The sequence below is a fragment of the Marinobacter bohaiensis genome, assembly GCF_003258515.1.
Lineage (GTDB): Bacteria > Pseudomonadota > Gammaproteobacteria > Pseudomonadales > Oleiphilaceae > Marinobacter_A > Marinobacter_A bohaiensis.
On the sequence record NZ_QGEH01000001.1, the window covers coordinates 1021191 to 1046883 of the forward strand.

The following is a 25693-nucleotide window of genomic DNA, read 5'->3' on the forward strand; positions in this document are numbered from 1 at the left end:
TTAGTAAATATTATGTATTATTAATATTGAATCGAGTTTTAATATATTATGCTTGTTTTACGTTAGCTTGTTTAGGTGCGGTGGCGATTAATGGCTTGACGATTTCAGGATGCTGTTTGTTGGGCGGTATTATTTTCTGGCAATATAAGCAATATTAACAAATTAATAAAGGTTATAAGTATGTCTTTTAAAGTAATCGGGAAAGCAAAAGATCTAAAGAGCGGAGCGGAGATTATATATTGTCAGGCTTCGCCCGATCAATATTTAAAAATCGTTGGAAACAATTTTGGTGAGTTTACTATACAAAGGCGGCGTGAGAGCCACAAGGCGTATAGACGACTTAAGGCCGACATTCTTGAGGGAGCTTTGCTGCCATCTATTACCCTCGCGGTGAAGCCGCATCTCGTCAGCGATATTATCTCAGTTCGAGACGATTGGGAGGCACTTTCAGAAAAGCTAAATAAGAGCGGAACAGTCGACATTCTGGACGGGCTCCAAAGAACATATATATTGTCAGATATAAAGAGTGAAGAGAGTGAATTTAAAGAAGGGCAGGAATTATTACTTGAGTTTTGGTTAGAGTCAGATATAAGTAAGCTGATATATAGAATGATTGTTCTCAATTCAGGTCAGAAGGCAATGTCGATGCGCCATCAAGTCGAGTTGTTGTTTATGTCGCTAAAGGAAACAATTGAAAGTCAAGTAAAAGGCATAGAGTTGATTCGCGAAAAAGATGCCAAAAGAAGAACCCAGCCTTCAAAATACTCGTTAAACAATATTGCTTCATCTTACCAATCTTTCATTACTGCGTCGCCGGAGAACGATAAAGAAAATATGGTGGCTCAGAAGCTAATTGACGAAGATGCATTCGATTCTTCTGAGGAAGAATTGAATCAAAAGTTTGGCGACTTTATTTTTTACCTGAACAAATTTTATGAACTGGATCAGATATGTTGGGAGGTGTACTCCTCGTCAAAGCTCGAAAGACAGAGGCTCGATCTAAGCAGCGAGAATGTGACAGAAGAAGACATCAAGCGAGACGGAAAGTTGGCAATTCTCGAGGAATCTGCGGGTTGGCTTGGATCTGAAAATACCATGCAATCGTTTTTTAGTGCAGTTGCTCAATATATTAATTTAGATCGTAGGGATCGAGTAAACCGGGCGCTGGACTCGCTTTTAGAAATCTCCAAAGTAGCTAATGAAGATCCCCTTGGAATGTTTAGTTACACCAAGGTGAAATCTGGACTCAATCCAAGAAAACAAAATGTTGGATATGCAACTCGTAGATTAATTGCAAATGGCTTCAAAGAGTTCTTTAGGGAAGAAGGGGCATTGAGTCTAAATGATTGTTGGCCTCAGGCGGCGGAGTAGTTTAAATGCCTGAATTAGAGAATTTTATTTTACCTGATGAAGTAAAAGAATTTATTATTCGAAATACAGATTTTGGGTCTGAAGATATCATAGTACAGGAAGATGAAAAGGGTACGCTGGTCTGTGGTAACTATATTATTCCAATATATGCGCTGGATGCATCCTACGATTCTTCAGAGGACGTCGAAGTTATTGACGAAGAACAATCTGTATTGGGGGTTCTTTGTCCAGTTCAAGGTATAACTGGCGATATTTCTAGCATGACGGAATCGAGAGTTTTGTCGTGGATATTTGAAAATATAAAACTTGGTTTGAACTTTGAAATAGGTGATACTTATCGATTTTCAAGAAGCTATTTGTCCTTGAGCAAGGATTTCAAGGACAAATATTTTTCGGATTATTATTTCAGTGCGCCCATCTGGGGTGGTTTTAGTCATATTGAAAATTTAACTCCTTTTAAAAAACAAGGTATTCCGAGAGTTCAAGCAATCTCTGGCGTCAAAATTCCAAAAGACAGAAGTTTAGATCATCTGAATTTGGCATTAATGTCTAGCAATTCTTTCGATAGGTTTCTTAAGTATTATCATCAGATTGAGATGATATTTGATTTTGTGTTTGTTAGGAAAATAAAAAAACTTGATGACTCTACTTTAGATGGCTATCGAGATATAATTAAGTCGCTCGCAAGAAAAGAGCTAGACATTCTTTGTCAAATTTTAAAAGATTATGTCGAAGATTTGAGTGGATCGATAGAGATAATAAATGGTCTTGATGTAAATTCTCATCGGCAACTGATCTTCGAAGTTTTTCAAAATAATGATAAAGAGGGGAATCCTTTAAGCAAAAAATCTCATGCTCACGCGTGGGGTCGTGTCGTTGAATTCATTGAGCTAGGTACCTTTTCCGAAGAAAAAATTAATGAAATATTTTCAAATTCGACAGATCCCAGGGATAAAATAATAAATATTTTGGCCTATTGGGTATATCGGATTAGATGCTCCATTGCACATAATAAAATTAGTGAGTTTGCATTTTCGATGGGGGATGAAAGATTTGTCTGCGAGTTCGGAGAACCACTAATTAAGGAGGTGGTCTTGCAAGTTTTCAGAAGTGAGAGATTTAAAGCGATACTTAGCGATTAGGACCAAAAGGATAATGATGAGAGAGCGGCGTGATTAATGGGGTCAGAGCGCATATTTATTGATCAACTCTGACGCCTTGGCTCCAGTGCGTTAGACTCCCCGAAGCCAAAGGAATTGGCTTCAAAGCGGATCAGAACACGGACGTTGCAATGCCCAGGAAGACACGGATGTATCTCCCCGGCGTTCCGGTGCACGTTGTCCAGCGTGGACACAACCGGGATGCCTGTTTCTTTGCGGATGAGGATTTTCGCTACTACCAACACCTGCTCGCCGAAGGCATGAAACGGTATGGTGCCGAGCTCCATGCCTATTGCCTGGTGACCAACCAATGATAGGGGTTAGTTCAATCTGCCCCCCCGGGCTCGACCGAAATCGGCCATTAAATTTGCTCCCCCTGATCCTAGCTGGCTTCTACCGTATCGTTGGTGTAACCCCCATCCACTGAGGAGATGACCATGACTATCCGACTCACAACCCAATGCGCTGATAAGGCACTCCGATCGACCAGTGCGGTCTACTACATTGCTAAGGCGACAGGGTTACACGGCGACGAAGCGGTGATTAACGCAATGGCCAGACGTGAACGAGACTCCAGTGGCGTAGGATATGGTGAGGCTGTGACCCTGGCCGCCTTACGGCATAAAGAAATCATGTCTCTGTCTGAAAAAGCCGCCGAGTACAAAGGGCTCAGTGAAGAGCTTTCTCGAAATGAGGGGACAACTGAGGGGGCAATCCCAAGCCCGCTGCTAGCGTAAGGATGGAACCATGAATAACACCCTCAATGAATGCGAGGTTGCTGCTCTGAGATCAGCCCTCAAGCACTCAACCGATCCACTGAGTGCCGAGGCCTTATTGGGCGAGGGAGAGATTGAGTTCCGGACCCTTAAAAGACGATGGGTCGGAGCTCCGTGCAGGGGTACCGCAGAGTTCATTGTTCACATGCTACTCGATGACGACGCAAGGAAGATCGTTTTTGTCTCACCATATGAGCTGGGCAACCAAGACGTGATCGACGAAAATGCGCTCAGCGAACGACGCCTGATTGAATACTTGGAAACATTGAGAGATGGCGCTGGCATCGTAGGTATCGAAGATGTTCTCAAGGATCTCAAGAAAAAGGTGCTGGATCTAACGGGACGAAAATACAGATCCTACACCAGCAAGGACGATGGGACACCAGCTGACCGAGTGGCTCGTTCGTATGCCATCAAAGCGTTGAGCACCCTCTATCGCTATCGCAATTGGGAGCCGAAGATTTTTAGCCGGTTTGCGATCCCCCAAAAGTCGAACAACTTTAATCTGGAACTGCGCGATGCCTTCCCGCTGGACTGGACTGATGATTCGGCGAAAACAGGTGTGGCTCTGTACTCTGACCTGAAGCAAAGCCTAACTTTCGGTATGAGTAAAGAGGAGATTAACACCATCTTGCCAGCGATGGGGGAGGTCTCCGATCGTTTCGCCGGCAGTTCGTGCGCATCCTCACTGGCGATCTCAGTGCTTGCATCTAAGCCGGATGCTGATCTCAGCTTCATTAGTGAAGAGGATGTCCGTGAAGCACTTAAACCGGAGCATCCACCAAGCGAAGACGAGAGGTCCAATCGACTTGATATTGATTTGTACATTGGCCTGACACTTCGAGAAGTCGAGCTCCGCCTTCTCGGCAAGGACTTCCTCAATCGTTTTCTAGCCTCGGAAAAGGCAGGCGTCCCAGCGTTAGAGGGACGATCGAGCGATAACGTGCTGATGGTGCTCGAAGCCATGCAGTCAGGGGATTCTCAGAATTTTGCGGAGATGTTGAGTCACCTGCTGGGCTATAACGTGTCGAAAATGACTCTTGAGCAGGCTATCTACCATTCAGCAAGACTTGCCCGGGTCGTCAAAATGTCATCAGGGCTGGCTAACCTTGCTCAGGCTGAGAATGGATCACCAGCCTTAACTAACCTCGAACGGCTGGCCGCCGTCATCGCTTGTCTTAGTGAAGCGGAAAATCCAGTTCGGACAAAAGCATACTGGTACGGTAAGAAAAACTCTTCCAGCAATCCACTGTTCTATCTCGACAAGATCGAAGACATTTCCAGCCAGAAAAAAATTCCGGAACACTATCTGGAGTACTGGTTTCGCAGGTTCACGCTGGTACTGTATCGACTGGCGGGGCAGGAAGCTCTTTGGCACAGCCAAAACACTCTCGAGCAGTTGGAGGGTGAGCTGGTGACCCACTTGTTTCGAACTCGTGACGTGACGACGGCAGCGGACGTGGTCACTGGTTACTTCTCCGATTTCCCCGATGTGCGGGCTATGAGTAGGTCTGCAGAGGTAATCTTGCCAATCAGGCTCACTCTGTCACCGCCCTGAGGCAGTAATTAAGAGACGACGGCGTCAGAGTTAAAGGGGTCACCCATTAGCCAGCCGGGGTCAATAGGCAATAGCAAGCCCGCATTATTAATGTGTTTCATTAATGGAGTCGGAGCGCATAGTTATTGACCAACTCTGACGCCCAATCCACAGTGCGCTAGAATCCGCGAAGCCAAAGGATTTGGCTTCAAAGTGGATCAAAACACGGATGTCGCAATGCCCAGGAAGACACGGACGTATCTCCCCGGCGTTCCCGTGCACGTTGTCCAGCGTGGCCACAATCGGGATGCCTGTTTCTTTGCGGATGAGGATTTCCGCTACTACCAACACCTGATCGCCGAAGGCATGAAACGGTATGGCGCCGATCTCCATGCCTATTGCCTGATGACCAACCACGTTCATCTGCTATTCACGCCCCACCAGCCCGACAGCCTCTCCCGGCTGATGCAGCATGTGGGCAGCTTGTACGTCCGCTATATCAACCGCACTTATCGTCGATCAGGCACGTTGTGGGAAGGCCGGCACTAGGGCAGTCTGGTGGATGTGGAAAGCTATCTGATCAGTTGTTATTGCTACATCGCGCTGAATTCAAACGCCTTGGATGAAACCTGCGTATATGTTCCCTTGAGCGGCATAATGACTCGTGCGGAGTGGTTAGATCAGAAGCTGTGAGCTTGCCTTTCCGCCCAAGTTAACTTATTGGAAACGTATTTAAATCAGAAGATTACAGAAAACCCGATGTCGATCGGGCACGATTCCCTTACGACGTCCATTTGCAGGAGAAGGCAATGAGCAGTACGAAGAAAATCGTTCAGGAGAAGGGCGGTTATGCGGTTGTAAAGATTACTGAGTTGGATGAAGAGGGTAACGCTATTGGCGTGTCTTATGTGATCGTTGACCCTAGCGGTCGGGTGGTCGAGTCGGGTCTTTCATATGATGATGCGTTGAGACGACTCGAAGAGCTAGGCGAAGATTTTGAACCACCTACGCCGGGCCCCAGTATGGGCATGTAGTGTTTACGGGGAGGGAGGCATTGCCTCCCTCCTTAGATTACGGGCGTAGAAAACGGGATTTATAGTAATTAATGGATTAGAGCACATATTTATTAAAGAGTGGTCGGGCGGTTGCTTTAATGAATGGTTATGGAATTTTTATGGATCCTATTCAAGCAGGTATTTTTGAAGTAGAAAGACAGGCAAAGAAAGCGAAGTTTAATGTATCCGTGTTCTGCGCCTCGATGAGGGAAAGTTCAAGGAGTTTTTCTAAGATTCGAGAAGATGACATGGATTTTGATCGTAAGCTTAAAGATAAGATAGGCCAAGCTCTGTCGGAACAGAGCGGGGATGAAGCCTCTCCCTCTTATTGGGCTTTTTGCGCCGATTCTCACGCTATATCTATGGGAACGTTTAGCAAGCTCTATTCCGTAATGATTGCGGCTCTGGGCTTGTCGTGCACATATCTTTTTGCGAATGATCATGTGCCGCTCTTTGTCGTCTCTGTGATTTTTTTATTTATTTTAACGAAAGCGAAATGGGGTATCGATAAATATTGTGAAACTTTAAATAGAATTTCGCTTGCTTTGGCAAATTTAAAAAGATAACAAGTACGTACGCGGGGTCAGGTCTTGCGTTTTGCCCCGCCTTGCCATTTCGTTGTGATGACCGCAGTCTGTTCTCGCCCAAAGTAGAACCACGGAAGGAGCCAAAGTACGTACGCGGGGTCAGGTCTTGCGTTTTGCCCCGCCTTGCCATTTCGTTGTGATGACCGCAGTCTGTTCTCGCCCAAAGTAGAACCACGGAAGGAGCCAAGGAATGGCCAGACCTTTGCGACTGGAATTTGCCGGCGCGTTGTATCACGTGACGTCTCGCGGAAACCGGCGGGAGATGGTTTACGAATCAGACGACGACCGCCGCGCCTGGTTGTCGATCCTCGATGAGGTTTGCGAGATCTTCAACTGGGTATGCCACGCCTATTGTTTGATGGGCAATCACTACCACCTGCTGATCGAAACGCCGGAAGGCAATCTATCGAAAGGCATGCGCCAACTGAACGGCGTCTATACGCAGGTTTTCAATCGGCACCATGGCCGGGTAGGGCACGTTTTCCAGGGGCGTTATAAAGCGATTCTGGTTGAGAAGGACAGCTACCTGTTGGAGCTGTGCCGCTATATCGTGCTGAACCCTGTTCGTGCTGCGATGGTTCGATCGGCAGTGGAATGGCCTTGGAGCAGTTACCGCGCGACGGCGGGTTATGAGCGGGATTTAAAGGCACTCGATGTTGATTGGATTCTAGCTGCCTTTGCTGAGCGGCGGGATAGAGCCGTTGAGAGTTACGAGCAATTTGTTGCTGACGGCAAGAACCAGCCGTCTCCTTGGGAAAGCTTGAAGAACCAGGTCTATCTAGGGAGCGATCAATTCGTTGATGACATGCAGAGGCGAATTGAGGGGGCTGAACGTCTCAGTGAAATCCCCATGAATCAGCACCGCCCCTTGGCCAAACCACTACAGTTCTATGTGGACTCTGCGTCGTCCCGAAACGAAGCTATCCGTTTGGCGTATGCAAGTGGCGGGTACGGCCTGAAAGACATAGGTGATTTCTTTGGGCTTCACTACTCGCGCGTCAGCCGAATTATCCGAGAGGCAAAACGCAAGACCTGACCCCGCGCATGTGACCCCGCGCATGTGACCCCGCGCATGAGACCGACCCCGCGCATGTGCGTAGATCTAGATCAGCTCGAGTGCTCTGAAATACTCCACGCAGCCTGCGTTCGTTTCGAGGTTGATTTCTTTAAAAAGACTTCGAAACTGAGAAATCCAGCTGTTGAAATGATGCTTAGACGTATCCCATTCTTTCTGGAGTCGTTTGCGGTCTTGTTCGCTGGTTTCGCGAGAATCTACGATCGATTGAACGTCATGCTCTGCCCTTTCTGCAGCTTTGGTTAGTTCACTAATCGCTATGGAGAGCGAGTCTACAATCAAAATTGGCTTGATTTTTTCATGTTCAATTTTGTCCTTTAAGCTGAATACCCAGGCTCTTATCGCCTGTACGTGCAGAGGATCCAATGCGGTGAAAGGAACAGGTTGTCTGCATGCGCGCTGAGCAACATAAAAGGGGCTGTAGATACAAGAGTCGCTCAAGATATTTGAGGCTTCATTTAAGAAAGACCGAAGTTGTAAAGCTTGATTGTTAGTGAGCTTTGGAGGGTTAAATCGCGCTCGAAACCAACTTTTTATATGGGCTATTTCGGCTAATAGCAACGATAATCCCGCAATTATCGTCACTGCCACTGCGACGGTGGGCGACCACTCAGGCATACCGGGTGCGAAGGCTGAGATTGCGGCAAGAACAATGGCACCCAATTGGGTAATGTGGTTCTGGAGAGATCTTTTCAATTCGCTCACAGTATCAATGACCAGTAGATTTTTTGGAAGCTATAGTAACTCTGGATGCTTTTGTCGGTTGGTTTTCTGAATTAATAAGTTCAGAGTAAACCAACTCCAGGCCTGCGCCCCTTCACCAAGCTCCAAAGGTGTGAAATGATCCTCAAAGACCGCTGAGTATTAAGAGCTAGGAAGATGATGAAATGGAATAGACGTTAGCTCGTGCAGGCTGCTTAATTGTTGGAGAGGCGCCTTTATCTGCTTCTGGTATAGCAAAATAACCGCGCGGCAGTCCAGACAGTGACTCAACTTCTTTCGCAGGCAGCCCAATTTCGTAAAGAGCCTCGGACTTTGAGACCAAGTTATTTTCGTTTAGTAGTTGGAAAGCGCGAGACAAAAGTTTTGGTGACTCAAACGTAAAATCAGAGTCTAATGGCTCACCTTTTGACCACCCCCGTGCCGAACGCCCTTTAAACAAGCGCATCTTATCGTAATCATCAATAATTCCAAGCTGGTAACTGCGCATAATCATTGCCGCAACAGATACTTTCCAACGCCTCTTTATAGTCAAGAAGGAATCCAAAGCAGGAATACCAATATCGGAGGAAAAGCTTTCGGCTGGCAAGAGAAAAGCACCCGCAAAATAGTCTGCTTGGCGCTCAATTTCTTTATAATATTTTTTGAAAGTTGAGGCGTCGACGTTCTGATGCATAATCACGTGCCCAAGTTCATGGGCTGCATCGAAGCGATTTCTTATCGGGTTTGCTTTATCCCTTCCAACAAAAACGTAGGGCCTATTGGTCAGGTCACTCCACAAAGAAACACCATCCATATTGGCAAAACCAAGCTCATCAGTTGCGCAGAGGATACCTGAGCTTTCCAAGGCCAGAAGAACATCTTTTATAGGACCTCGACCGAGCCCCATTTTATTTCTTGCTTCGGCAGCAAGAATTTCAATGTCATGATTGTTAATTGATAAAAAGTTTTCGAATTGAACCTTTGGAAGCTTCAATTGAGGCCAGTCGACCCAAGTCTCTAGATATTTTGAGATCTCAGCCACCCAATCCAATTTCACTTTGGCAGTCTGCCTGGCCAGCTTGGTTGCGTTCGCCATAGAGCGATAAAACGCTTGTTTTTCTGACGAGCGAGGTAGAGGCTTGAGAAAGAAGCGGTCTTTAACACCGAAAAAAAGGCTCAGTGCGTGGAGCTTCTCAATCGTAGGTAATTGTTGGCCAGACTCCCATTTGCTCAACGTGGCAGGAGACACGCCAAGAGCACTAGCGATATTGGTTTTCGTCACTCCCGCATGTTCTCTAATTTGAGCAAGTCTAAGTGGTTGAAATTCCGTAACTCCTACTCTCATGGTGACTAACCTACTCTCGACCTTCAGCTTTGCGAAGGGCGATCTTAAGGCTTGGCCAGGCGGTGTCAACTTGATTGGACTCTTCTTCCATGTCGAAGAACGGATATACCTCTTGCAGGGGAACATCCAGATGATTGCCTGACCAATCAGTAAAAGGCACGGTAAGGCTCAATAGGGCTGGCCGTTGTTGAGCGCTATCCTTGGGGTTAGGGTGAATCACCGTAGCGACAACGTGTAGGGAGTCTTCCAAATCCGGTGGCGACGGCTTCCAAAAATCAAAATTCTGAGGCTCTAAAACCGCATTTCTCAAGCTAATCAGTTTACGATGCTTCGCTGCTCGGGGCTTCGAAGACGCATGCAATTCAATGTGAGAAAGCGTGATATTGCCAGAACAAAGCAAAATGTAATGCTCACCTCTGGGTTCTGTTGCATGCACTTGAGACCGGTATCGGCTTCCCAGTGCAGCCAGAGCTTCATCAATAAGGTAACGACGAACTTGAGATCTGTAACGAGATTTTGGCGTGTGCTTAATCCTGCGCTCCGTGTCTTCGTGAGCAGCCTTATATGCCGACAACACAGAGTCTTCCACGGCAAGTAACAACTCTCGATCCAAGTGAAACGCGATATATTTGAGCAGCCGCTCTTGAAGCTCGGTCATGAAAACCCCTATTAATTTTCCTTATTCGGATTTTATCATGGATTTTTTAACTTAAGGAAGTAGGGGAGGTGGATTTCTTAACTTGCTCGCGAGTCGAAGCAAGTCGCGGGATCAGTGGGGGCAGAGAAACTAAAGGCAAACGGAGAAGAAAACCGGGACAGATTTATTTTTCGTAGCTCGCGTCCAAGTCCCTGCCTCCTCTGGTATTGCTCAGGGGCCAGCCGAAAGGCGTGACGCCTAATCCCTGTTCCGAATGGCTCGCCGCCCGCGCAAATTCCGGCTGGCCGGACCCGCTAAATCCGGTACCCTTGAGGCATCAACCATTCCCCGCCAGGGACGACGTCGAGCCATGTGCGAACTGCTGGCCATGAGCGCCAATACCCCCACCGATCTGTGTTTCAGTTTCACCGGCCTGACCCGTCGTGGCGGGGCCACCGGTCCCCATAAGGACGGCTGGGGTGTCGCCTTCTACGAGGGCAAGGGCGTTCGGGCTTTCCACGATGTCGATGCCAGTGCCAATTCCCGCATCGCTGAGGTGGTCCAGACCAGCCCGATCAAGAGTGAGGTGGCCATTTGCCACATCCGGCAGGCCAATGTGGGGGAGATCTGTCTGGCCAACACGCACCCGTTTATCCGCGAACTCTGGGGGCGGTACTGGGTCTGTGCCCATAATGGCCAGATTACGGGCTTCCGACCGGCGCCGGGTTACTACGAGCCGGTTGGCAGCACCGACAGTGAGGCGCTGTTCTGCGATATTCTGAATGATCTGCGGCGCGACTGTGACCGCGACACCGCCACCGAGGTGATTGTCGGCCGGCTGGTGGAACTGGCCCGTGGTTATGCCCGTCAGGGGGTGTTCAACCTCCTGCTCAGCAACGGGGACTGGCTCTTTACCTACTGCAGCACCAAGATGGCGAGCATCACCCGCCGCGCGCCCTTTGGCCCCGCGCGACTGAAAGACGCCGATGTCATTGTCGATTTCGAGTCGGAAACCACCCCTGACGACGTGGTCAGTGTGATTGTGACCGAACCCCTGACCACGGATGAGATCTGGGACATCTACCAGCCCGGTGAGTGGCGCCTCTGGCGCCAGGGCGAAGTCATCATGCAGGGAAGCGCAGGCCCCAACTGAGAGAAGGCCTGAAAAGAATGCCCGGGAGAACCGGTTATGTGTCCGCGGTTGTGTCCGGTGGCGATTGAACCGGCAAGCCCGCAACAGCCGAGCTTACCCGTCAACACACCACCGAGCTGCCTATTCCGGCTTACCGGATAACCTAGTTATCCATGGTCAGTTTCATGGATTGGGCTATGACTTTGGGATCGACGGGGCTGCCGTCCCGGTAGGTGACTCCGTTCAGCCAGGTCGCCACGGCATCCGGATGTCGGTGCATCCAGTAGCGAGCGGCCCGGTCCTGAGGAACAAACTCGTTCAGGATCATGTCCATCACCTGTCCTTCCATCGACAGTGAGAACTGCAGGTTGTCCAGAAGTTGCGCGACGTTCGTGCATTCTTCGGAGAATCCGGCGCGGGTGTTGGTGTAAACCGTTGCACCGCCCTGGTTGGGGCCAAAATAGTCGTCGCCACCGTCCAGGTAGGCGATATCAAATCGCTCGTTCATGGGGTGAGGCGCCCAGGCCAGGAAGACGATCCACTTGTTATCGCGGATTTTGCCATTCACCTGAGCCAGCATGATGCGTTCCGATGTTTCAACCAGATCGAACTGGCCCAAACCAAAGGCGTTGGTATCGATCATGTCGAGAATCAGCTTGTTGCCGTCGTTGCCTTTTTCAATCCCGTATATGCGGTCTTCAAACTTGTCAGCAAACTTGGCGATATCGGAGAAGTTTTTGACCCCGGCGTCATAGACCGATTGCGGTACCGCCAGCGTGTATTTTGCGCCTTCGAGGTTGGGGCCCAGCCGGGCTACCTTCTGGTCTTCGATCAGCGGATCCGCTATGGGGGCCATACTGGGCATCCAGTTGCCCAGGAAGACGTCGATATCGCCGTTCGCCAGAGCGTCGTACGTATCCACGACGGAGTGATCGGAAATATCCACGTCGTAGTCAAGCGCCTTCAACAGTTCAGACGCCACAGCGGTGGTCGCCTTTACATCGGTCCAATCGACAATGCCGAATTGTATTTGGTTACACGCTTCGGCTGCATAGGCCTTATGCCCAGCCATAACCGACGCAAAAATCGCCAGGAAGAATAGAGATCGCATGCCGCACCCGCACTCGTTGAATGAACGTTCAATCAATGGAAATTTGAGGCGAGAGTTTACCCAAAGCGGAGCCATGTTGAAATTAGCAGCGTCGTCAATACACGAGGTTTTGCGTTTTGCCCGGCCTTGCTCTGGTGACCTGATCAGCGCCGTTGTTCCCGTCTCATACCAGAACCTCGGAAGGCGCAAAGGGAATAGTCAGGGAAGGGCGAGGCCGCCGCGACTGGCGTGTGCCGGGGCGTTGTATCACGCAACGTCTTGGGAAAGTCGCCGGAGAGGATTACGCATCAGAAGATGACTGGCACGCCTGGTTATCGTGCCTTGATGAGGTTTGAGAGATCTTTGGCTGGGTATGTCTCGCCGACTGTTTGATGCTCTCTCAAAAGACATGCGCCCGTTGAGCGGTGTCTACACGCAACGGGCGAAAAATAAAGATGTACCGGTTTTCTCAATTAGAAAACGTAAATCAGACCGATACCGACCTCAGCCTCATAGTTGTTTCGAGACACTGGGCTATCCGCGATATCGTCGCCGTAGTGCTCGTAGAGTACTTCGCCGAACAGTTGCCAATGCTCGGTAAAGTTGTATCGGTAGTTGTAGTTGACGCCGATCGATCGGAATCCGCTATCAAGATCGGTAGGGGGGAGACCCGAGGCGGCCGATTGGGTTGTATCAACGCCAAAATCACTGTTGGCCTGGTCACTGTCCTGAAACACCGCGACAATACCAATTTCCGAGCCGGTTCCGTCCGTCTGTGTTCCGAATCGATGACCGTATCCGATCAAGGCTCGATTTCCGTTTGGGCCGAATATCAGACGGCCGTCTATCCAATCGCGCCACTCACCGCTGAGATCACGACGGACCTGCAGTACGACTTCGGCTCCGTCATCCTGGTCTCCGAACCCATCTAAATCCCCGTCGTCCGAGTCGGATTCCTGCCGTCCTTCGTCAAATCCCAGCGATGCCTCCAGCAACCAGGGGTCGGACACGAGCCCACGCCAACCAATGGCTTCTCCCGCAAAGTAGTAGATGTGATTGCCCCTACGCCACTGCAGCGCACCCGCAGGGTCGAATTCAAAATCGAAGTCGTCGGAACCTTCATACTCAGATTCATATTCAACGCCGACGCCCAATCCGATACCCCAGCCATCACCGTCTGTAAAGTCGTCCAGGGAAGGAAGAGGGACCAACACCGATCGGCTCTCGTCAGCCAATACGTTGTTTGTATAGGAAAATGCCAATAGGGGCACGGTTAACCAAAGAGCATTGGGTAACTTCATTGGGGTGCCCTCCGATAGAGGCGAAGTCGCACCAATAAGTATAGCTTTTCTAATTAGTTTGAGGGTATTGAGGTGCCTGTTTTTTGACCAGATCTGACGCCGCAGTGGACTTCTCCCAGTCGAGTGGGCACGCCTCGCGGGGAAATCCAGAAGTCCACTAAGCAGTAAACGGTTCGATGATTGGGGACAGGTCACCCCGTCCACTGAAAAAAAACGAGAACGCCACCAGATCGCCGAAAACATAACCATCACGCGGTTCGGAAGGCGATAGATCAGTGCCGAAGCGGGAGCCCGGCTGGTATTGGGGCTGGCGGTACGATCGTCCGCTTTATCCTGGCTCGCAGGCAACGGCAACAACATTTGCTAGTATGACTGCCCCCTCATTCCCAAAACGATCAAACCCTGAAGCATGAACGCTCCCTTCAAACTGCGTCCCTACCAACAGGAAGCGGTCGATGCCACCCTGCGGCACTTCCGCCGATCCGACGAGTCGGCTGTGATCGTGCTGCCGACCGGAGCGGGGAAGAGTCTGGTCATCGCCGAGCTGGCCCGTCTGGCCCGGCGCAAGATTCTGGTGCTGACCCACGTCAAGGAGCTGGTGGAGCAGAATCACGCCAAATACGAGAGCTATGGGTTAACGGGCGGTATCTTCGCGGCCGGGCTGAAGCGCAAGGAAAGCCGGCATCAGGTGACCTTTGCCAGCGTGCAGTCCGTGGCGGCGAACCTGGATCAGTTCCGGGATGCGTATTCGCTGGTCATCATCGATGAGTGCCATCGGGTCAGCGGGGACGACACCAGCCAGTATCAACGGATCGTCGAACTGCTGCGGCAGCAGAATGATGCCCTCAAAGTGCTCGGGCTGACCGCCACACCCTATCGTCTGGCCATGGGCTGGATCTATCGCTATCACTACCGGGGCTTTGTCCGTGGCAGCCTCGATGGGCAGGACAAGCCCTTCCAGCACTGCATCTACGAACTGCCGCTGCGCTACATGATCAATCGGGGGTACCTCACCAAGCCCGAGCTGGTGAACGCGGCGGTGGCGCAATACGATTTCTCCGCGCTGCCGCAAGACCGTTTTGGCGAGTACGCCGAGAAGGACGTCAACCAGCTGCTGAGCAAGCATCAACGCGTGACCCGGGCCATTATCGAGCAGGTGATGGAGCTGGCCGGGGATCGCCAGGGCGTCATGATCTTCGCGGCCACCGTGGATCACGCGCGGGAGATCACCGGCTACCTGCCGGAAAGCGAAACCGCCCTGGTGACCGGCGCCACCGATCTGACCGAACGGGCATCGCTGATCCAGCGCTTCAAGCAGCGGGAGTTGAAGTACCTGGTGAACGTGTCCGTGCTCACCACCGGGTTTGATGCGCCTCACGTGGACTTCATCGCCATCCTGCGCCCGACCCAGTCCGTCAGCTTGTATCAGCAGATCGTGGGCCGTGGGCTGCGTCTGGATGAAGGCAAGCAGGATTGTCTGGTGATCGATTACGCCGGCAACCACGTGAACCTGCATCACCCGGAGGTGGGGGAGCCGAAACGGAACCCCGACAGCGAGCCGGTGCAGGTGTTCTGCCCGGGCTGTGGTTTCGCCAACATCTTCTGGGGCAAGACAGACGGTGACGGCCATGTGATCGAGCACTACGGCCGCCGCTGTCAGGGCCTGCTTGGGGCCGCGGACGGGGATGACGCTGCAGCGTTGGACACACGCCCGCAACAGTGCGATTACCGTTTCCGGTTCAAGGAGTGCCCCCACTGCGCCGGCGAGAACGACATTGCGGCCCGTCGCTGTGGGCAGTGCCAGAAAGCCATCATCGATCCGGACGATCAGCTGCGGGATGCCCTGAAGCTTAAGGACGCCATGGTGATCCGCTGCGCCGGGATCACGCTGAGCGCCCAGAACGGCAAGAGCGAGGGCAAACTGAAGATCACCTACCACGGTGAAGATGGGGAAGAACTCAGCGAATCGTTCGACTTCAGCAAGCCGCCCCAGCGCCACGTTTTCAACAAACTGTTCGGGCGTCGTTTGGCCGATAGCCGGGCCCCGAAAGTGTTCCGTCGTGCTGATGAAGTGCTGGATATCGAAGCCTTGCTGCCATCCCCGGATTTTGTCATCGCCCGCCAGCAGAAGCACTACTGGCAGGTGCAGGAGCGGATCTTTGATTATCAGGGGAATTATCGTAAGGCGAATGAGGTGTGAGGTTTGCAAAATGTGCGGTTTGCAAAAAAAGGAAGCGGTACGTCGTTGCGAATTCCTGTGAGGCCCCGGTGCTGCTTGCCTACGCCAAACAATAATTTCCTACTTTGTATATGATGTAGGTTCGACGTTGGTGAATCGGTCAGCGTTTAGTCGGGAGACGATGATGAACAAGAAAACCGTAAAAGCGACGTTAACGAGCGCCATGATTGAGGCGCAGACGACTGCTTTCCTGAAGTCCGGCGGGACGGTTGAGTATGTCGAAAAGGGTAAAAGCGGGCGATTCGACGCTAAAGGATCAAAGCAGATTGATCTGAAGGCCAGCTGATCATCGCGGGGCGGGTCGATGCATTGAATCCGACCGGAGCACGAATAACCTTCCTTGGCATTCCCGTTCACAATGTCCGGCGCGGGCATGACCGAGAGGTCTGTTTCCTGATGGCCAGCCCTATGTTCTAGGGGCTTTTGATGTAGAAAATATTCTTATCCCGGACGCTTATCTCAAACAGTTCACTGGCTCGGATGAGATCGCTCAGCTTTTTGTACCCGTAGTTTACCGGGGAGAAGGAGCTGTTGTTGGAAATGTACTGACCCACCTTGCCGAGATGAGCCCAGCCATCGTCATCAGCCGTCTGTTCCACGGCGGTCCTGAGCGTCCGCACCAGAACGGAGTCACCTCGAAGTTGGTTGCGCCCCCATTTGGTTTCCACCGTTGATTTGGGAATACCGTCGACGTTGACTTGATCGGGTTCTTCGATGTCTTCGCGCAAATTCTCCGTGTAGATGAATTGCGAACAGGCGTTAACAAAGGGCATGGGCGTTTTGCGTTCACCGAAGCCAAACACGGGGAGCCCGGCTTCAAGAATGCGCATCACTAGTGGCGTAAAATCGGAGTCACTGGTCATCAATGCGAAGGCATCGACGTTGCCGCTGTAGAGCAGGTCCATGGCATCGATGATCATTGACGCGTCCGTGGCGTTTTTGCCGGATGTGTAGGCAAATTGCTGAATGGGGCGAATGGCGTTGGCGTGCAGCTTGTCGATCCAGCCACTCAGTTGTGGTCCATTCCAGTTCCCATGGGCATGGCGCACGTTCACTGCACCATACTTGGCAAGCTCCTGAAGTACTCCTTCGATTGATTGATGGCTGACGTTGTCACAGTCGATCAGGAGGGCCATTTTGTAGTTATTGTTCATATTCCCTGAGCTTTCCTTATCTCGGATGGCGTGAGTGCATGTTAGCACGTGTTATCTGCGTCGGCGGCTGGAATCCACTCCGGCGCAGGCTACAATAGCGCTCCCGAAAACCGTCGCGGAGTACCTCTATGCCAATCGAAAAGAACCAGGTGGTCCTGTTCCACTACAGTGTCAGTGATGAACAGGGCAACGTCGTCGAAACCTCCCGAGACGGCGAACCGAACGCCTACCTGCACGGTCACGGGGGCATTATCCAGGGCCTGGAAGAAGCCCTGGAAGGTCGCGAGACGGGCGACACCTTCAGCGTCACCGTTCCCCCGGAGAAAGGCTACGGCCCGCGCAACCCCGACGCCATGCAGCGCGTGCCGATGAAACACCTGCGCGGTGCCAAACGCTGGAAGCCGGGGATGATCGCCCAGGTGCAGACCGAGCAGGGCCCGCGCCACGTGGTGGTTGTTAAGGTCGGCCACAAGTTCGTCGACGTCGATACCAACCATCCGATGGCTGGCCGAACCCTAACCTTCGATATCGAAATCATCGATGTACGCGACGCCGACCCGGAGGAGATCGCGCACGGCCACGCGCATGGGCCGGGAGGGCATCACTGAGCGAGTCACGCCTTCTCCCCATGCCCACCACAGCACTCGCCCCAGCCACGCTGGCGTGAGGTGTGCCCGATCCCGGGGTTGAAGCTGTTGGTCGGGTCCAGATCGCGGTAGAAACCGGCCAGTGCGGGCTTGGCGACGTAGAGATGGCCCACGTTGTGCTCGGCGGGGTATTCGGCGCGGCGCTCGTCCAGCAGTGCCCACATGCGGTGCTCCATGGCGAGCGGGTCGACGCCCTTGCGCACGATGTAGTCCTGATGGAAGACGTGGCAGAAGAAGTGCCCGTAGTACAGCTTGTGCACCATGCCCTGTTCCAGCTCGGCGGGCAGGGTTTCGACCCAGTCGCGGTCGTTGCGGCGTAGGGCGATGTCCAGCGCCACGATGTCTTCCACCTCACGACGGTGCACTTCGCGGTAACGGATGGCTGCGCCGGCGATGGCAAAGCGATGCAGGAAGGCGCGGCGCCCTTCGTCCTCGTCGCACTCGAAGAAATGGTCGCCGTCCCGCCCGGCGAAGAAGCGGGCGAGGTGTTCGCGTGTCTGGGCGGCGGTGTCGTCCGCCACGCGCAGCAGCAGGTGATGCTCGAAACGATCGCGGTAGTCGCGCATGCGTTCGGGCAGGTGGCTGGGCAGGCGGTCCATGACTTTCTGGATCAGCCGGTCGCTGACACCACGCAGGCCCAGGCGCTCGAACAGGCCATCGATCCGGCTCTTGAGCGCGAAGGCGGTGGGTACGCGGGCGGTGCCGAAATGGTCGATGATCAGGTAGGTGTCCTTGCCGTAGCGCTCGCCGATGTCGAACGCGGTGCGGTGAATGTATTCGCCGGCAATGGGCAGGCTCGGCAGGTGGGTCAACAGGTGACGGCGAAGCTCGGTCAAATCCTGCGGATCGTTGGTGCCGATGTAGAACACGGTGCTGGTCTCCTTGACGAAGGTATCCAGCCGCACGGCAAACAGGCACAGTTTGCCGGCCGAGCCCGAGGCCTCGAACAGCCGTGACGGGTCGGCGTTGAAGCGCGCGGGGGTATCGGCGTCCACGTCACGCACGTGCTCGGCGTAGCCCGCGTCCGAGGCGTTGGCGGCCTCGTTGCGCACGGCGTCGGGGCAGTAGTCGCCGGTTTGCAGGCGGGTGAGAATTTCTTCCGGGCTGTCACCCAGTTCGATCCCCAGGTGATTCACCAGCGTCAGGCGGCCATCGGCCTGCACCTGGGCGTAGAGCGCCAGTTCGGTGTAGGCCGGACCACGCCGCACCAGCGCCCCACCGGAGTTGTTGCAGACGCCGCCCAGCACCGAGGCGCCGATGCAGGAGGATCCGATCACCGAATGCGGCTCGCGGCCCAGCGGCGCCAGCTCACGTTCCAGGCGGTCGAGGGTGGCGCCGGGCAGGCAGACCACCTGCTCGCCCTGGTTGATCAGTTGCACGCCGTCCATGCGTCGGGTGCTGATCAGCACGATATCGCGGTCGTAGTCGTCGCCATCCGGGGTGGAGCCGCCGGTCAGGCCGGTATTGGCGGCCTGCATGATGACGATGCAATCCGCCGCCACCGCCGCCTGCAACACCTGCCACTGCTCCAGCAGGGTGCCGGGCCTGACCACGGCCAGTACCTTGCCCTCGCCGGTACGGATGCCCTTGCGAAAGTGCCGGGTCGGCTGATCGCCGGTCAGCACATGGCGCCGTCCGACCAGCCCGCGCAGCCGGTCCAGCAGCGTACGGCGTTGATTGCGGTCAGCCACACTCATGCTTCGGACACCAGCAGGTCGGCGTTGATCTCGCTGATCGACTTGGCGCCGGTCAGCACCATGGCGACGCGCATTTCCTTCTCGATCAACTCAAGCAGGTTGCTGACACCGGCCTGGCCACCGGCCGCCAGTGCGTAGACAAAGGCGCGGCCGAGCATGGTGCAGTCGGCACCCAGCGCCAGCATGCGCACCACGTCCAGGCCGGTGCGGATGCCGGAGTCGACCAGGATCTTCAGGTCGCCCTTGACCGCATCGGCAATGGCCGGCAATGCGCGGGCGCTGGACGGGACACCGTCGAGCTGGCGGCCGCCGTGGTTGGACACCACGATGCCGTCGGCGCCGAAGCGCACGGCATCGCGGGCGTCCTCCGGGTCCAGAATGCCCTTGATCACCATCGGCCCGTCCCAGAAATCGCGAATCCACTCCAGATCCTTCCACGAGATCGAGGCATCGAAGTTGGCGCCCAGCCAGCCCATGTAGTCCTCCAGTCCGGTCGGGTGGCCGCGATAGGCGGAGATATTGCCCAGATCGTGCGGCTTGCCGCGCAGACCCACGTCAAAGGCCCAATGCGGATGCGTCACCGCCTGCAGGTATCGGCGCATGGCCGCGTTGGGACCGCTCATGCCGGAGTGCGCATCCCGGTAGCGGGCACCCGGCACCGGCATGTCGACGGTGAACACCAGGGTGGTGACGCCGGCGGCCTTGGCGCGCTCCAGCGCATTCTTCATAAAGCCGCGGTCTTTCAATACATAGAGCTGGAACCACATGGGGCGGCCGATCGCCGGTGCAACCTCCTCGATCGGGCAGACCGAGACGGTGGAGAGGGTGAAGGGTACGCCCTTGTCCGCCGCCGCGCGCGCCGCCTGTACTTCGCCCCGGCGGGCGTACATGCCGGTCAGGCCCACCGGCGACAGGGCCACCGGCATGTCCAGGGTTTCGTCGAACAGCCGGGTTTCCAGGCTCAGGTCCTCCATGTTTTTCAGCACCCGCTGGCGCAGGGCAATGTCGGCCAGATCCGCGACGTTGCGCTCGAGCGTGCGCTCGGCGTAGGCACCCCCATCGATGTAATGGAACAGGAAGGGCGGCAGGCGGCGCCGGGCGGCGGCGCGATAGTCGGTCGAGGCGGAAATGATCATCAAGGAATTCCCATCGGTTCTTGAACGAATTACGCCCCGGCGCGCAGGCCGGGGCGCATGCAGTCACGGCATCAGCCGGCCATCAGCGGATCGCTGACGCCCAGCACATAGGCGGCGAAGAGCGCAATCAGGCCCGTTGCCAGCACATAGTAAAGGGTCGGCCAGACGGTGCGGCGCAGCGTGGTCCCTTCGCGCCCCAGCAGGCCCACCGTGGCCGAGGCCGCCACCACGTTGTGGATGGACACCATGTTGCCGGCTGCGGCGCCGATGGCCTGCACCGACACGATCAACGCGGTGGACAGCCCCAGGTTGCTCGCGACGCCGAACTGGAACTGGCTGAACATCATGTTGGAGACGGTGTTGGAACCGGCCAGAAAAGCACCCAGTGCGCCGATGGTTGGCGCCAGCAGCGGGTAGATGCCGCCGACGCTGTCGGCAACGTAGCGCGCCATGACAATCGGCATGCTGGGCAGGTCGCCCGCGTTGATGCCGGAGTTGATCAGGATGCGCACCATCGGCACGGTAAACAACAGCACGAAGCCCGCGCTCAGCAGCACGCCCCAGGATTCACTCGCCGCTTTGCCCAGCTCGCTGATTTTCATGCGGTGCAGGAAGAAAGTGGCCAGCACCACCATGACCAGGATACCGCCCGGCAGGTACAGCGGCTGGAGGCCGGCGCTGATACCCGTCTCGCCCAGAATGTCGGTGAAGCTGACGGCCACCGACTTGAATGCGGCGGTGACCTCCGGGAACACCCGGCTGATGACCAGCAGCACCCCCACCAGCAAGTAGGGCAACCAGGCGCGCACGCTGCTCATGGGGCGGGCGGTGAGTTCGTCCAGCTTCATCTCGATTGAGCCCATCCAGGCCGCCGGCCAATGCTCGCTCGGGGCAAAGTCCCACTGGCGCTTGGGCACCAGGAAGCCGAAACGCGCGGCGGTGGTGACAATCGCCAGCCCGGCCAGGCCGCCGATCAGGGAAGGGAATTCCGGGCCCAGGAAGATGCCGCCCAGCACATAGGGAATGGTCATGGAGACCCCGGCAAACAGTGCGAAGGGCAGCACCTCGACCACCGCGCGCCAGCTTTTGTCCCGGCCGAAGAAGCGCACCAGCATGATGACCATGATCAGCGGCATCGCCGTGCCGACCAGCGCATGCACGATAGCGACCTGGCTGGTGATCAGTTGCAGGTAGGCGTCCCAGCTGGAGCCGTTGGCGGCCAGCTGCTCGCCGATGACCGCGTGATCCAGGCCGGTGTTGACCCCTACGATGATCGGCGTACCCACCGCACCAAAGGACACCGGCGTGCTTTGTACCAGCATACCCATCAGCACGGCCGCCAGGGCCGGGAAGCCGATGGCCACCAGCAGCGGCGCGGCAATGGCCGCCGGGGTGCCGAAGCCGGACGCGCCCTCGATAAAGCAGCCGAACAGCCAGGCGATGATGATTGCCTGGATGCGACGGTCCGGGCTGATGGTGGTAAAGCCGGCGCGGATGGCCGTGATGCCGCCCGAGTGCTTGAGCGTGTTGAGCAGGAAGATGGCGCCGAAGATGATCCACAACACGCCGACGGTCACCAGCAGCCCCTGCAGGGTCGAGGCCAGTACGCGGTTGAAACTCATATCCCAGACGAACAGCGCGATGCCTGCGCTGAGCAGATACACCAGTGGCATGGCACGGCGTGCCGGCCAACGCAAACCGATCAGCAGCACCCCGGCAAGCAGAATCGGGGTGAATGCCATCAGGGCAAGAAAACCGGAAGACATGGAACGCTCCTGTATTTGTTATTGATGTACGAGCATAAATTGGTAATACCAATTTACAAAATTGTGAGCGGGTAGATTAGAAAAGCATCAACGGCATGTCAAACCTGCGTCTTTGGACGTTCGGAACAGAGACGAGTATTCGGGTTGATCGTGCGACGGCCTCTGGTTACTCTTTCGTATAAATTGGTAAGACCAAAAGGATCAGGAATGGAATTGGGGCAGATTCGCCAGCACCGACTCTCCGACAACATCGTCGAGCAGCTGGAAACCATGATTCTGGAAGGCACGCTGCAACCGGGGCAGCGACTGCCCGCCGAGCGTGCGCTGGCCGAGCGGTTTGGCGTCTCGCGACCGTCGCTGCGTGAGGCGGTACAAAAACTCGTGGCCAGGGGGCTGCTGATCAGCCGTCAGGGCGGCGGTAACTACGTCAGCGAGTCGCTGGGCTCGAGCTTTAGCGACCCGTTGCTGAGCCTGCTCGAAGGGCGTCCCGAAGCCCAGCGCGACCTGCTGGAGTTTCGCCATACGCTGGAGGCGGACTGTGCCTACTACGCCGCCCGGCGCGCCACGGAGCTTGACCGTCAGCAATTGCAGTCGGCCTATGACGCGTTGCAGGCCTGCTACGCCCGCGAGGGCAAGGCGACCCGTGCCGAAGAAGGCGCCGCCGATGCGCGCTTCCATCTGGCGATTGCCGAGGCCAGCCACAATCTGGTGCTGCTGCACACCATTCGCGGTCTGTTCGACCTGCTCAAGCGCAATGTGGTGACCAATATCGGCGGCATGTATGCGCTGCGCAGCGAGACCCGGCACATGCTGGTCGCGCAGCATCGGGAACTGTTCGACGCCATCATGGAGGGCCGCGCCGAGGATGCCCGGCGCATCGCCGGCGAGCACATCAGTTACGTGCAGGACGTACTGGAAGAGAGCGAGGAAGAAAGCCGCCGACTGGCCCGCGCCCAACGGCGCGAGCAGCCGGGCAGTCGCTGATCAGGCTGGCGGCCTGCACGGTATCCTCGTGCAGGCACCTGTCGCGGTCTGGCCAGTGCCGCTTGCTGACTACCCTGACGCCGCAGCAGGAAGCTGCCCGCAAGCCCTTCTATGGATCACGTCCACTGATCCCTTCTGAAGCCAAAGCCCCGATGGGTTAGAATCCGTCGGGCCAAAGGATCTGGCTGGAGAGAAAAAGGTTCAGGTGGTCCCTGATTAACCCATTCCAGTCGTCCTCCACCCACGACCATCACAGAGGGTTTTCAGTCTATGTCCCTGCGCGTTATCCAATACGAAGCCGCTGTCGAACGCTTATCCTGGCGCGATGCCATTGATGCACTGCGTGCGGGGCACCGGGCGGAAAAGGCCGACGTCGACGATATTTTTCTGGGGCCGGCCAAAGGCACGCTGCTGAACCGTGCGGCCTATCTTCCAGGGCAGGGCTATGGTGTGAAGGCGGTGACGGTTTTTGACGAGAACCCGTCCCACGGGCTCGATACCGTCCAGGGTGCCATGATGGTCTTCGAACCCGAGCACGGCGCGTTGAGTGCCATTATCGAAAGTCGCCTGGTCACCGAATACAAAACCGCGGGGGACTCTGTTCTCGGCGCCCAGTTGCTGGCCCGGCCGGACAGTCGCCATCTGGTCATCGCCGGTGCAGGGACGCTGGCGCGCAGCCTGATCCGGGCCTACACCGTGGGGATGCCGTCGCTGGAACGGATCTCGGTGTGGGCGCGCCGGCCCGAACAGGCGCAGCAGCTCGCCGATGAGATGAGCGATCACTCGATCGAAGTCGTGGCCGCTGCGGATCTTGAGGCCGCCGTCGCCACCGCCGATATCGTGTCTACCGCCACCATGGCCCGCAGCCCCATTCTTAAGGGCGCCTGGGTCCGTCCGGGCACCCATGTGGATCTGATCGGCGCCTACAAGGCCGACATGCGTGAAGCCGACGACGCGCTGATCGCCGACCATTCACTGTTCGTGGACAGCCGTGATACGACTCTCGGACACATCGGCGAGCTGAAAATCCCCATCGCTAACGGCGTGATCACGGCGGACGATGTCAAAGGGGATCTGTACGACATGATTCAGAACGGCATCGGTCGTGAGTCCGATCAGGAAGTGACCGTGTACAAGAACGGCGGCGGTGCCCATCTGGACACCATGATCGGGATGTACATTGCGAGCGTCATGAAGTAGCGCTGAGGGCAGGCCGCTCGACCCGGACGCCAGAACCGGGGACGAGCTGTTTCCAGCCACGCGCGACGAGGCACAAAGCGAGGTCAGCGGCAGGTATGCGAATTGGCGTTATCGCGGACACCCACAGCAAAATGCGTCCCGAAGCCCTGGAGGCTCTGCAAGGCTCGGACGTGATTCTTCACGCCGGCGACGTGGGTCGGGATGACGTTCTGGAAGCACTGGAGAACATCGCGCCGGTGGTGGCGATTCGCGGCAATATCGACAAGACCGGCCGCGCCGCGGATCTGCCCGATGTGCTGGAACTGGATTTCCTCGGGCACGCGTTCTACATGCTCCACGACGTCAAAACCCTCGACCTGGACCCACGCGACCGTTATCGCGTAGTGATTGCCGGCCACTCCCACAAGCCGCGTAACGAGTGGATCGACGGTGTACTCTATTTCAATCCCGGCGGCGCCGGGCCCCGGCGATTTACGCTGCCGATTACGGTGGGGCGGTTGGAGGTGACGGCAGATGACGTCGTTGGGGACATCATCGACCTGGCGGTCTGAGCTGGACGGAGTGCCATCGTGGCCGATCCCGCTTTGGGGCGAGCCGGACTCGCTTTGCCGTTGCCTTGGCCCAGCCAGTCCCGGTTGCAGAGACATGAGGCATTCAGGTGCGACCAGACCATTGTCATCGGTGTTCACCGTTATGACCGCCCTCGGCCGAGTGGCCTCCTGAACGAGAGGGCGGCCCTGGAGGTGAGCTTACGGCATCGCGCTCAGTCCACGATATAAAATCCTGTGAAATCTTCCCGCCGCCTTGCCAGATACTTTTTAAAAAGTGAGATAATTCCGCGCCTTAAATCCTTCCAGAATGAAGTTACAAGGAGTGTATATGTCTGAAGCCCGTTTCAAGGAATACAAGATGGTCCACATCGCCGAAGGCGGTTGCGGGACGCTGCTGCTCGGGTCTTCCGGTTTGCCGTTGAAGAAAATTGAGGCCGAGCTGAACCGTCTGGCTGCCGAGGGCTGGCAGGTGGTTTTCCAGGTGCTGGAAATGAAGCGGTTTTGGCTGTTCTGGCAGCGTGAAGCGGTCATCGTGACTCTGGGGCGCTGAT

At 55.2% G+C, this 25693-nt stretch carries 26 protein-coding genes; 17 read left to right on the forward strand and 9 right to left on the reverse strand.

The genetic code is table 11. The features are described from left to right. Positions 1 to 180 precede the first annotated feature (180 nt). The 9 genes from DKK67_RS04545 (at position 181) to DKK67_RS04575 (ending at position 7522) form a co-directional block, all read left to right on the forward strand. Positions 181 to 1371, forward strand: a complete 1191-nt coding sequence (locus DKK67_RS04545; RefSeq protein WP_111494818.1) for a glycosyltransferase family protein — start codon at positions 181 to 183, stop codon at positions 1369 to 1371. 5 nt (positions 1372 to 1376) lie between these two features. Then, on the forward strand, positions 1377 to 2513 hold the full coding sequence (locus DKK67_RS21515; RefSeq protein WP_162628739.1) for a hypothetical protein: 1137 nt from the start codon (positions 1377 to 1379) through the stop codon (positions 2511 to 2513). 149 nt (positions 2514 to 2662) lie between these two features. Then, complete coding sequence (locus tag DKK67_RS04550; RefSeq protein WP_228160511.1) at positions 2663 to 2845, forward strand: hypothetical protein; 183 nt, start codon at positions 2663 to 2665, stop codon at positions 2843 to 2845. A 123-nt stretch (positions 2846 to 2968) separates the two neighbouring features. Then, positions 2969 to 3268: a hypothetical protein gene (locus DKK67_RS04555; RefSeq protein ID WP_111494820.1), complete on the forward strand. Its 300-nt coding sequence runs from the start codon at positions 2969 to 2971 to the stop codon at positions 3266 to 3268. A gap of 10 nt (positions 3269 to 3278) precedes the next feature. Beyond that, on the forward strand, positions 3279 to 4865 hold the full coding sequence (locus DKK67_RS04560) for a hypothetical protein (RefSeq protein ID WP_111494822.1): 1587 nt from the start codon (positions 3279 to 3281) through the stop codon (positions 4863 to 4865). A gap of 216 nt (positions 4866 to 5081) precedes the next feature. Beyond that, complete coding sequence (locus tag DKK67_RS04565) at positions 5082 to 5393, forward strand: transposase (protein WP_228160512.1); 312 nt, start codon at positions 5082 to 5084, stop codon at positions 5391 to 5393. A 260-nt stretch (positions 5394 to 5653) separates the two neighbouring features. After that, the gene (locus DKK67_RS04570) at positions 5654 to 5878 is read left to right on the forward strand and encodes a hypothetical protein (RefSeq protein WP_111494824.1); all 225 of its coding nucleotides are present in this window, start codon (positions 5654 to 5656) and stop codon (positions 5876 to 5878) included. A 140-nt stretch (positions 5879 to 6018) separates the two neighbouring features. After that, entirely contained in the window at positions 6019 to 6465 is a 447-nt protein-coding gene (locus tag DKK67_RS21520; protein ID WP_162628740.1) for a zinc ribbon domain-containing protein, read from the forward strand. 211 nt (positions 6466 to 6676) lie between these two features. Beyond that, on the forward strand, positions 6677 to 7522 hold the full coding sequence (locus tag DKK67_RS04575; protein ID WP_111494827.1) for a transposase: 846 nt from the start codon (positions 6677 to 6679) through the stop codon (positions 7520 to 7522). 66 nt (positions 7523 to 7588) lie between these two features. Here DKK67_RS04575 and DKK67_RS21525 read toward each other — a convergent pair whose 3' ends face one another. The 3 genes from DKK67_RS21525 to DKK67_RS21530 all read right to left on the reverse strand — a co-directional run bounded on the left by DKK67_RS21525 (position 7589) and on the right by DKK67_RS21530 (position 10266). Further along, positions 7589 to 8266: a hypothetical protein gene (locus tag DKK67_RS21525; RefSeq protein WP_162628741.1), complete on the reverse strand. Its 678-nt coding sequence runs from the start codon at positions 8264 to 8266 to the stop codon at positions 7589 to 7591. A gap of 166 nt (positions 8267 to 8432) precedes the next feature. Further along, positions 8433 to 9608 carry a helix-turn-helix domain-containing protein gene (locus DKK67_RS04585; protein WP_162628742.1) on the reverse strand — a complete coding sequence of 392 codons (1176 nt, stop codon included), beginning with the start codon at positions 9606 to 9608 and terminating at the stop codon, positions 8433 to 8435. Positions 9609 to 9618: 10 nt separating this feature from the next. Beyond that, positions 9619 to 10266: a hypothetical protein gene (locus DKK67_RS21530; protein ID WP_162628743.1), complete on the reverse strand. Its 648-nt coding sequence runs from the start codon at positions 10264 to 10266 to the stop codon at positions 9619 to 9621. Positions 10267 to 10615: 349 nt separating this feature from the next. Here DKK67_RS21530 and DKK67_RS04590 point away from each other — a divergent pair, with 349 nt between their 5' ends. Then, positions 10616 to 11398 (forward strand): class II glutamine amidotransferase, encoded by a 783-nt coding sequence (locus tag DKK67_RS04590; protein WP_111494833.1) that lies wholly within the window; start codon positions 10616 to 10618, stop codon positions 11396 to 11398. Positions 11399 to 11540: 142 nt separating this feature from the next. Here DKK67_RS04590 and choX read toward each other — a convergent pair whose 3' ends face one another. After that, a complete protein-coding gene (gene choX, locus DKK67_RS04595; RefSeq protein ID WP_111494835.1) occupies positions 11541 to 12488 on the reverse strand; it encodes a choline ABC transporter substrate-binding protein in 948 nt (315 codons plus the stop codon). A 452-nt stretch (positions 12489 to 12940) separates the two neighbouring features. Continuing rightward, entirely contained in the window at positions 12941 to 13768 is an 828-nt protein-coding gene (locus DKK67_RS04600; RefSeq protein WP_111494837.1) for a MipA/OmpV family protein, read from the reverse strand. Positions 13769 to 14177: 409 nt separating this feature from the next. Between DKK67_RS04600 and DKK67_RS04605 the strand changes: the two genes are divergently transcribed. Together DKK67_RS04605 and DKK67_RS21710 are read left to right on the forward strand one after the other, a co-directional pair. Then, positions 14178 to 15968, forward strand: a complete 1791-nt coding sequence (locus DKK67_RS04605; protein ID WP_111494839.1) for a DEAD/DEAH box helicase — start codon at positions 14178 to 14180, stop codon at positions 15966 to 15968. A gap of 163 nt (positions 15969 to 16131) precedes the next feature. After that, complete coding sequence (locus DKK67_RS21710; RefSeq protein ID WP_204355724.1) at positions 16132 to 16293, forward strand: hypothetical protein; 162 nt, start codon at positions 16132 to 16134, stop codon at positions 16291 to 16293. A 127-nt stretch (positions 16294 to 16420) separates the two neighbouring features. On the opposite strand, the gene DKK67_RS04610 is transcribed toward DKK67_RS21710, so the two are convergent. Further along, complete coding sequence (locus tag DKK67_RS04610) at positions 16421 to 17161, reverse strand: NYN domain-containing protein (RefSeq protein WP_111494841.1); 741 nt, start codon at positions 17159 to 17161, stop codon at positions 16421 to 16423. Between the two features lie 128 nt (positions 17162 to 17289). Between DKK67_RS04610 and DKK67_RS04615 the strand changes: the two genes are divergently transcribed. Next, positions 17290 to 17769 carry an FKBP-type peptidyl-prolyl cis-trans isomerase gene (locus DKK67_RS04615; protein ID WP_111494843.1) on the forward strand — a complete coding sequence of 160 codons (480 nt, stop codon included), beginning with the start codon at positions 17290 to 17292 and terminating at the stop codon, positions 17767 to 17769. Between the two features lie 5 nt (positions 17770 to 17774). Here DKK67_RS04615 and dld read toward each other — a convergent pair whose 3' ends face one another. The 3 genes from dld to DKK67_RS04630 all read right to left on the reverse strand — a co-directional run bounded on the left by dld (position 17775) and on the right by DKK67_RS04630 (position 22407). Then, positions 17775 to 19505, reverse strand: coding sequence for a D-lactate dehydrogenase (dld, locus tag DKK67_RS04620; RefSeq protein WP_111494845.1), 1731 nt, complete (start codon positions 19503 to 19505; stop codon positions 17775 to 17777). Beyond that, complete coding sequence (gene lldD, locus DKK67_RS04625) at positions 19502 to 20641, reverse strand: FMN-dependent L-lactate dehydrogenase LldD (protein ID WP_111494847.1); 1140 nt, start codon at positions 20639 to 20641, stop codon at positions 19502 to 19504. The genes dld and lldD overlap by 4 nt, the downstream gene beginning before the upstream one ends. 71 nt (positions 20642 to 20712) lie before the next feature. Continuing rightward, the gene (locus DKK67_RS04630) at positions 20713 to 22407 is read right to left on the reverse strand and encodes an L-lactate permease (RefSeq protein WP_111494849.1); all 1695 of its coding nucleotides are present in this window, start codon (positions 22405 to 22407) and stop codon (positions 20713 to 20715) included. A gap of 207 nt (positions 22408 to 22614) precedes the next feature. On the opposite strand from DKK67_RS04630, the gene DKK67_RS04635 reads away from it, so the two are divergent. The 4 genes from DKK67_RS04635 to DKK67_RS04650 all read left to right on the forward strand — a co-directional run bounded on the left by DKK67_RS04635 (position 22615) and on the right by DKK67_RS04650 (position 25692). Beyond that, positions 22615 to 23391 (forward strand): GntR family transcriptional regulator, encoded by a 777-nt coding sequence (locus DKK67_RS04635; protein WP_111494851.1) that lies wholly within the window; start codon positions 22615 to 22617, stop codon positions 23389 to 23391. Between the two features lie 270 nt (positions 23392 to 23661). Beyond that, positions 23662 to 24591, forward strand: coding sequence for an ornithine cyclodeaminase family protein (locus tag DKK67_RS04640; RefSeq protein WP_111494853.1), 930 nt, complete (start codon positions 23662 to 23664; stop codon positions 24589 to 24591). Between the two features lie 95 nt (positions 24592 to 24686). Then, the gene (locus DKK67_RS04645; protein ID WP_111494855.1) at positions 24687 to 25142 is read left to right on the forward strand and encodes a metallophosphoesterase family protein; all 456 of its coding nucleotides are present in this window, start codon (positions 24687 to 24689) and stop codon (positions 25140 to 25142) included. Between the two features lie 328 nt (positions 25143 to 25470). Continuing rightward, positions 25471 to 25692: a DUF4177 domain-containing protein gene (locus DKK67_RS04650; protein ID WP_111494857.1), complete on the forward strand. Its 222-nt coding sequence runs from the start codon at positions 25471 to 25473 to the stop codon at positions 25690 to 25692. The last annotated feature ends 1 nt before the right edge of the window (position 25693 follow it).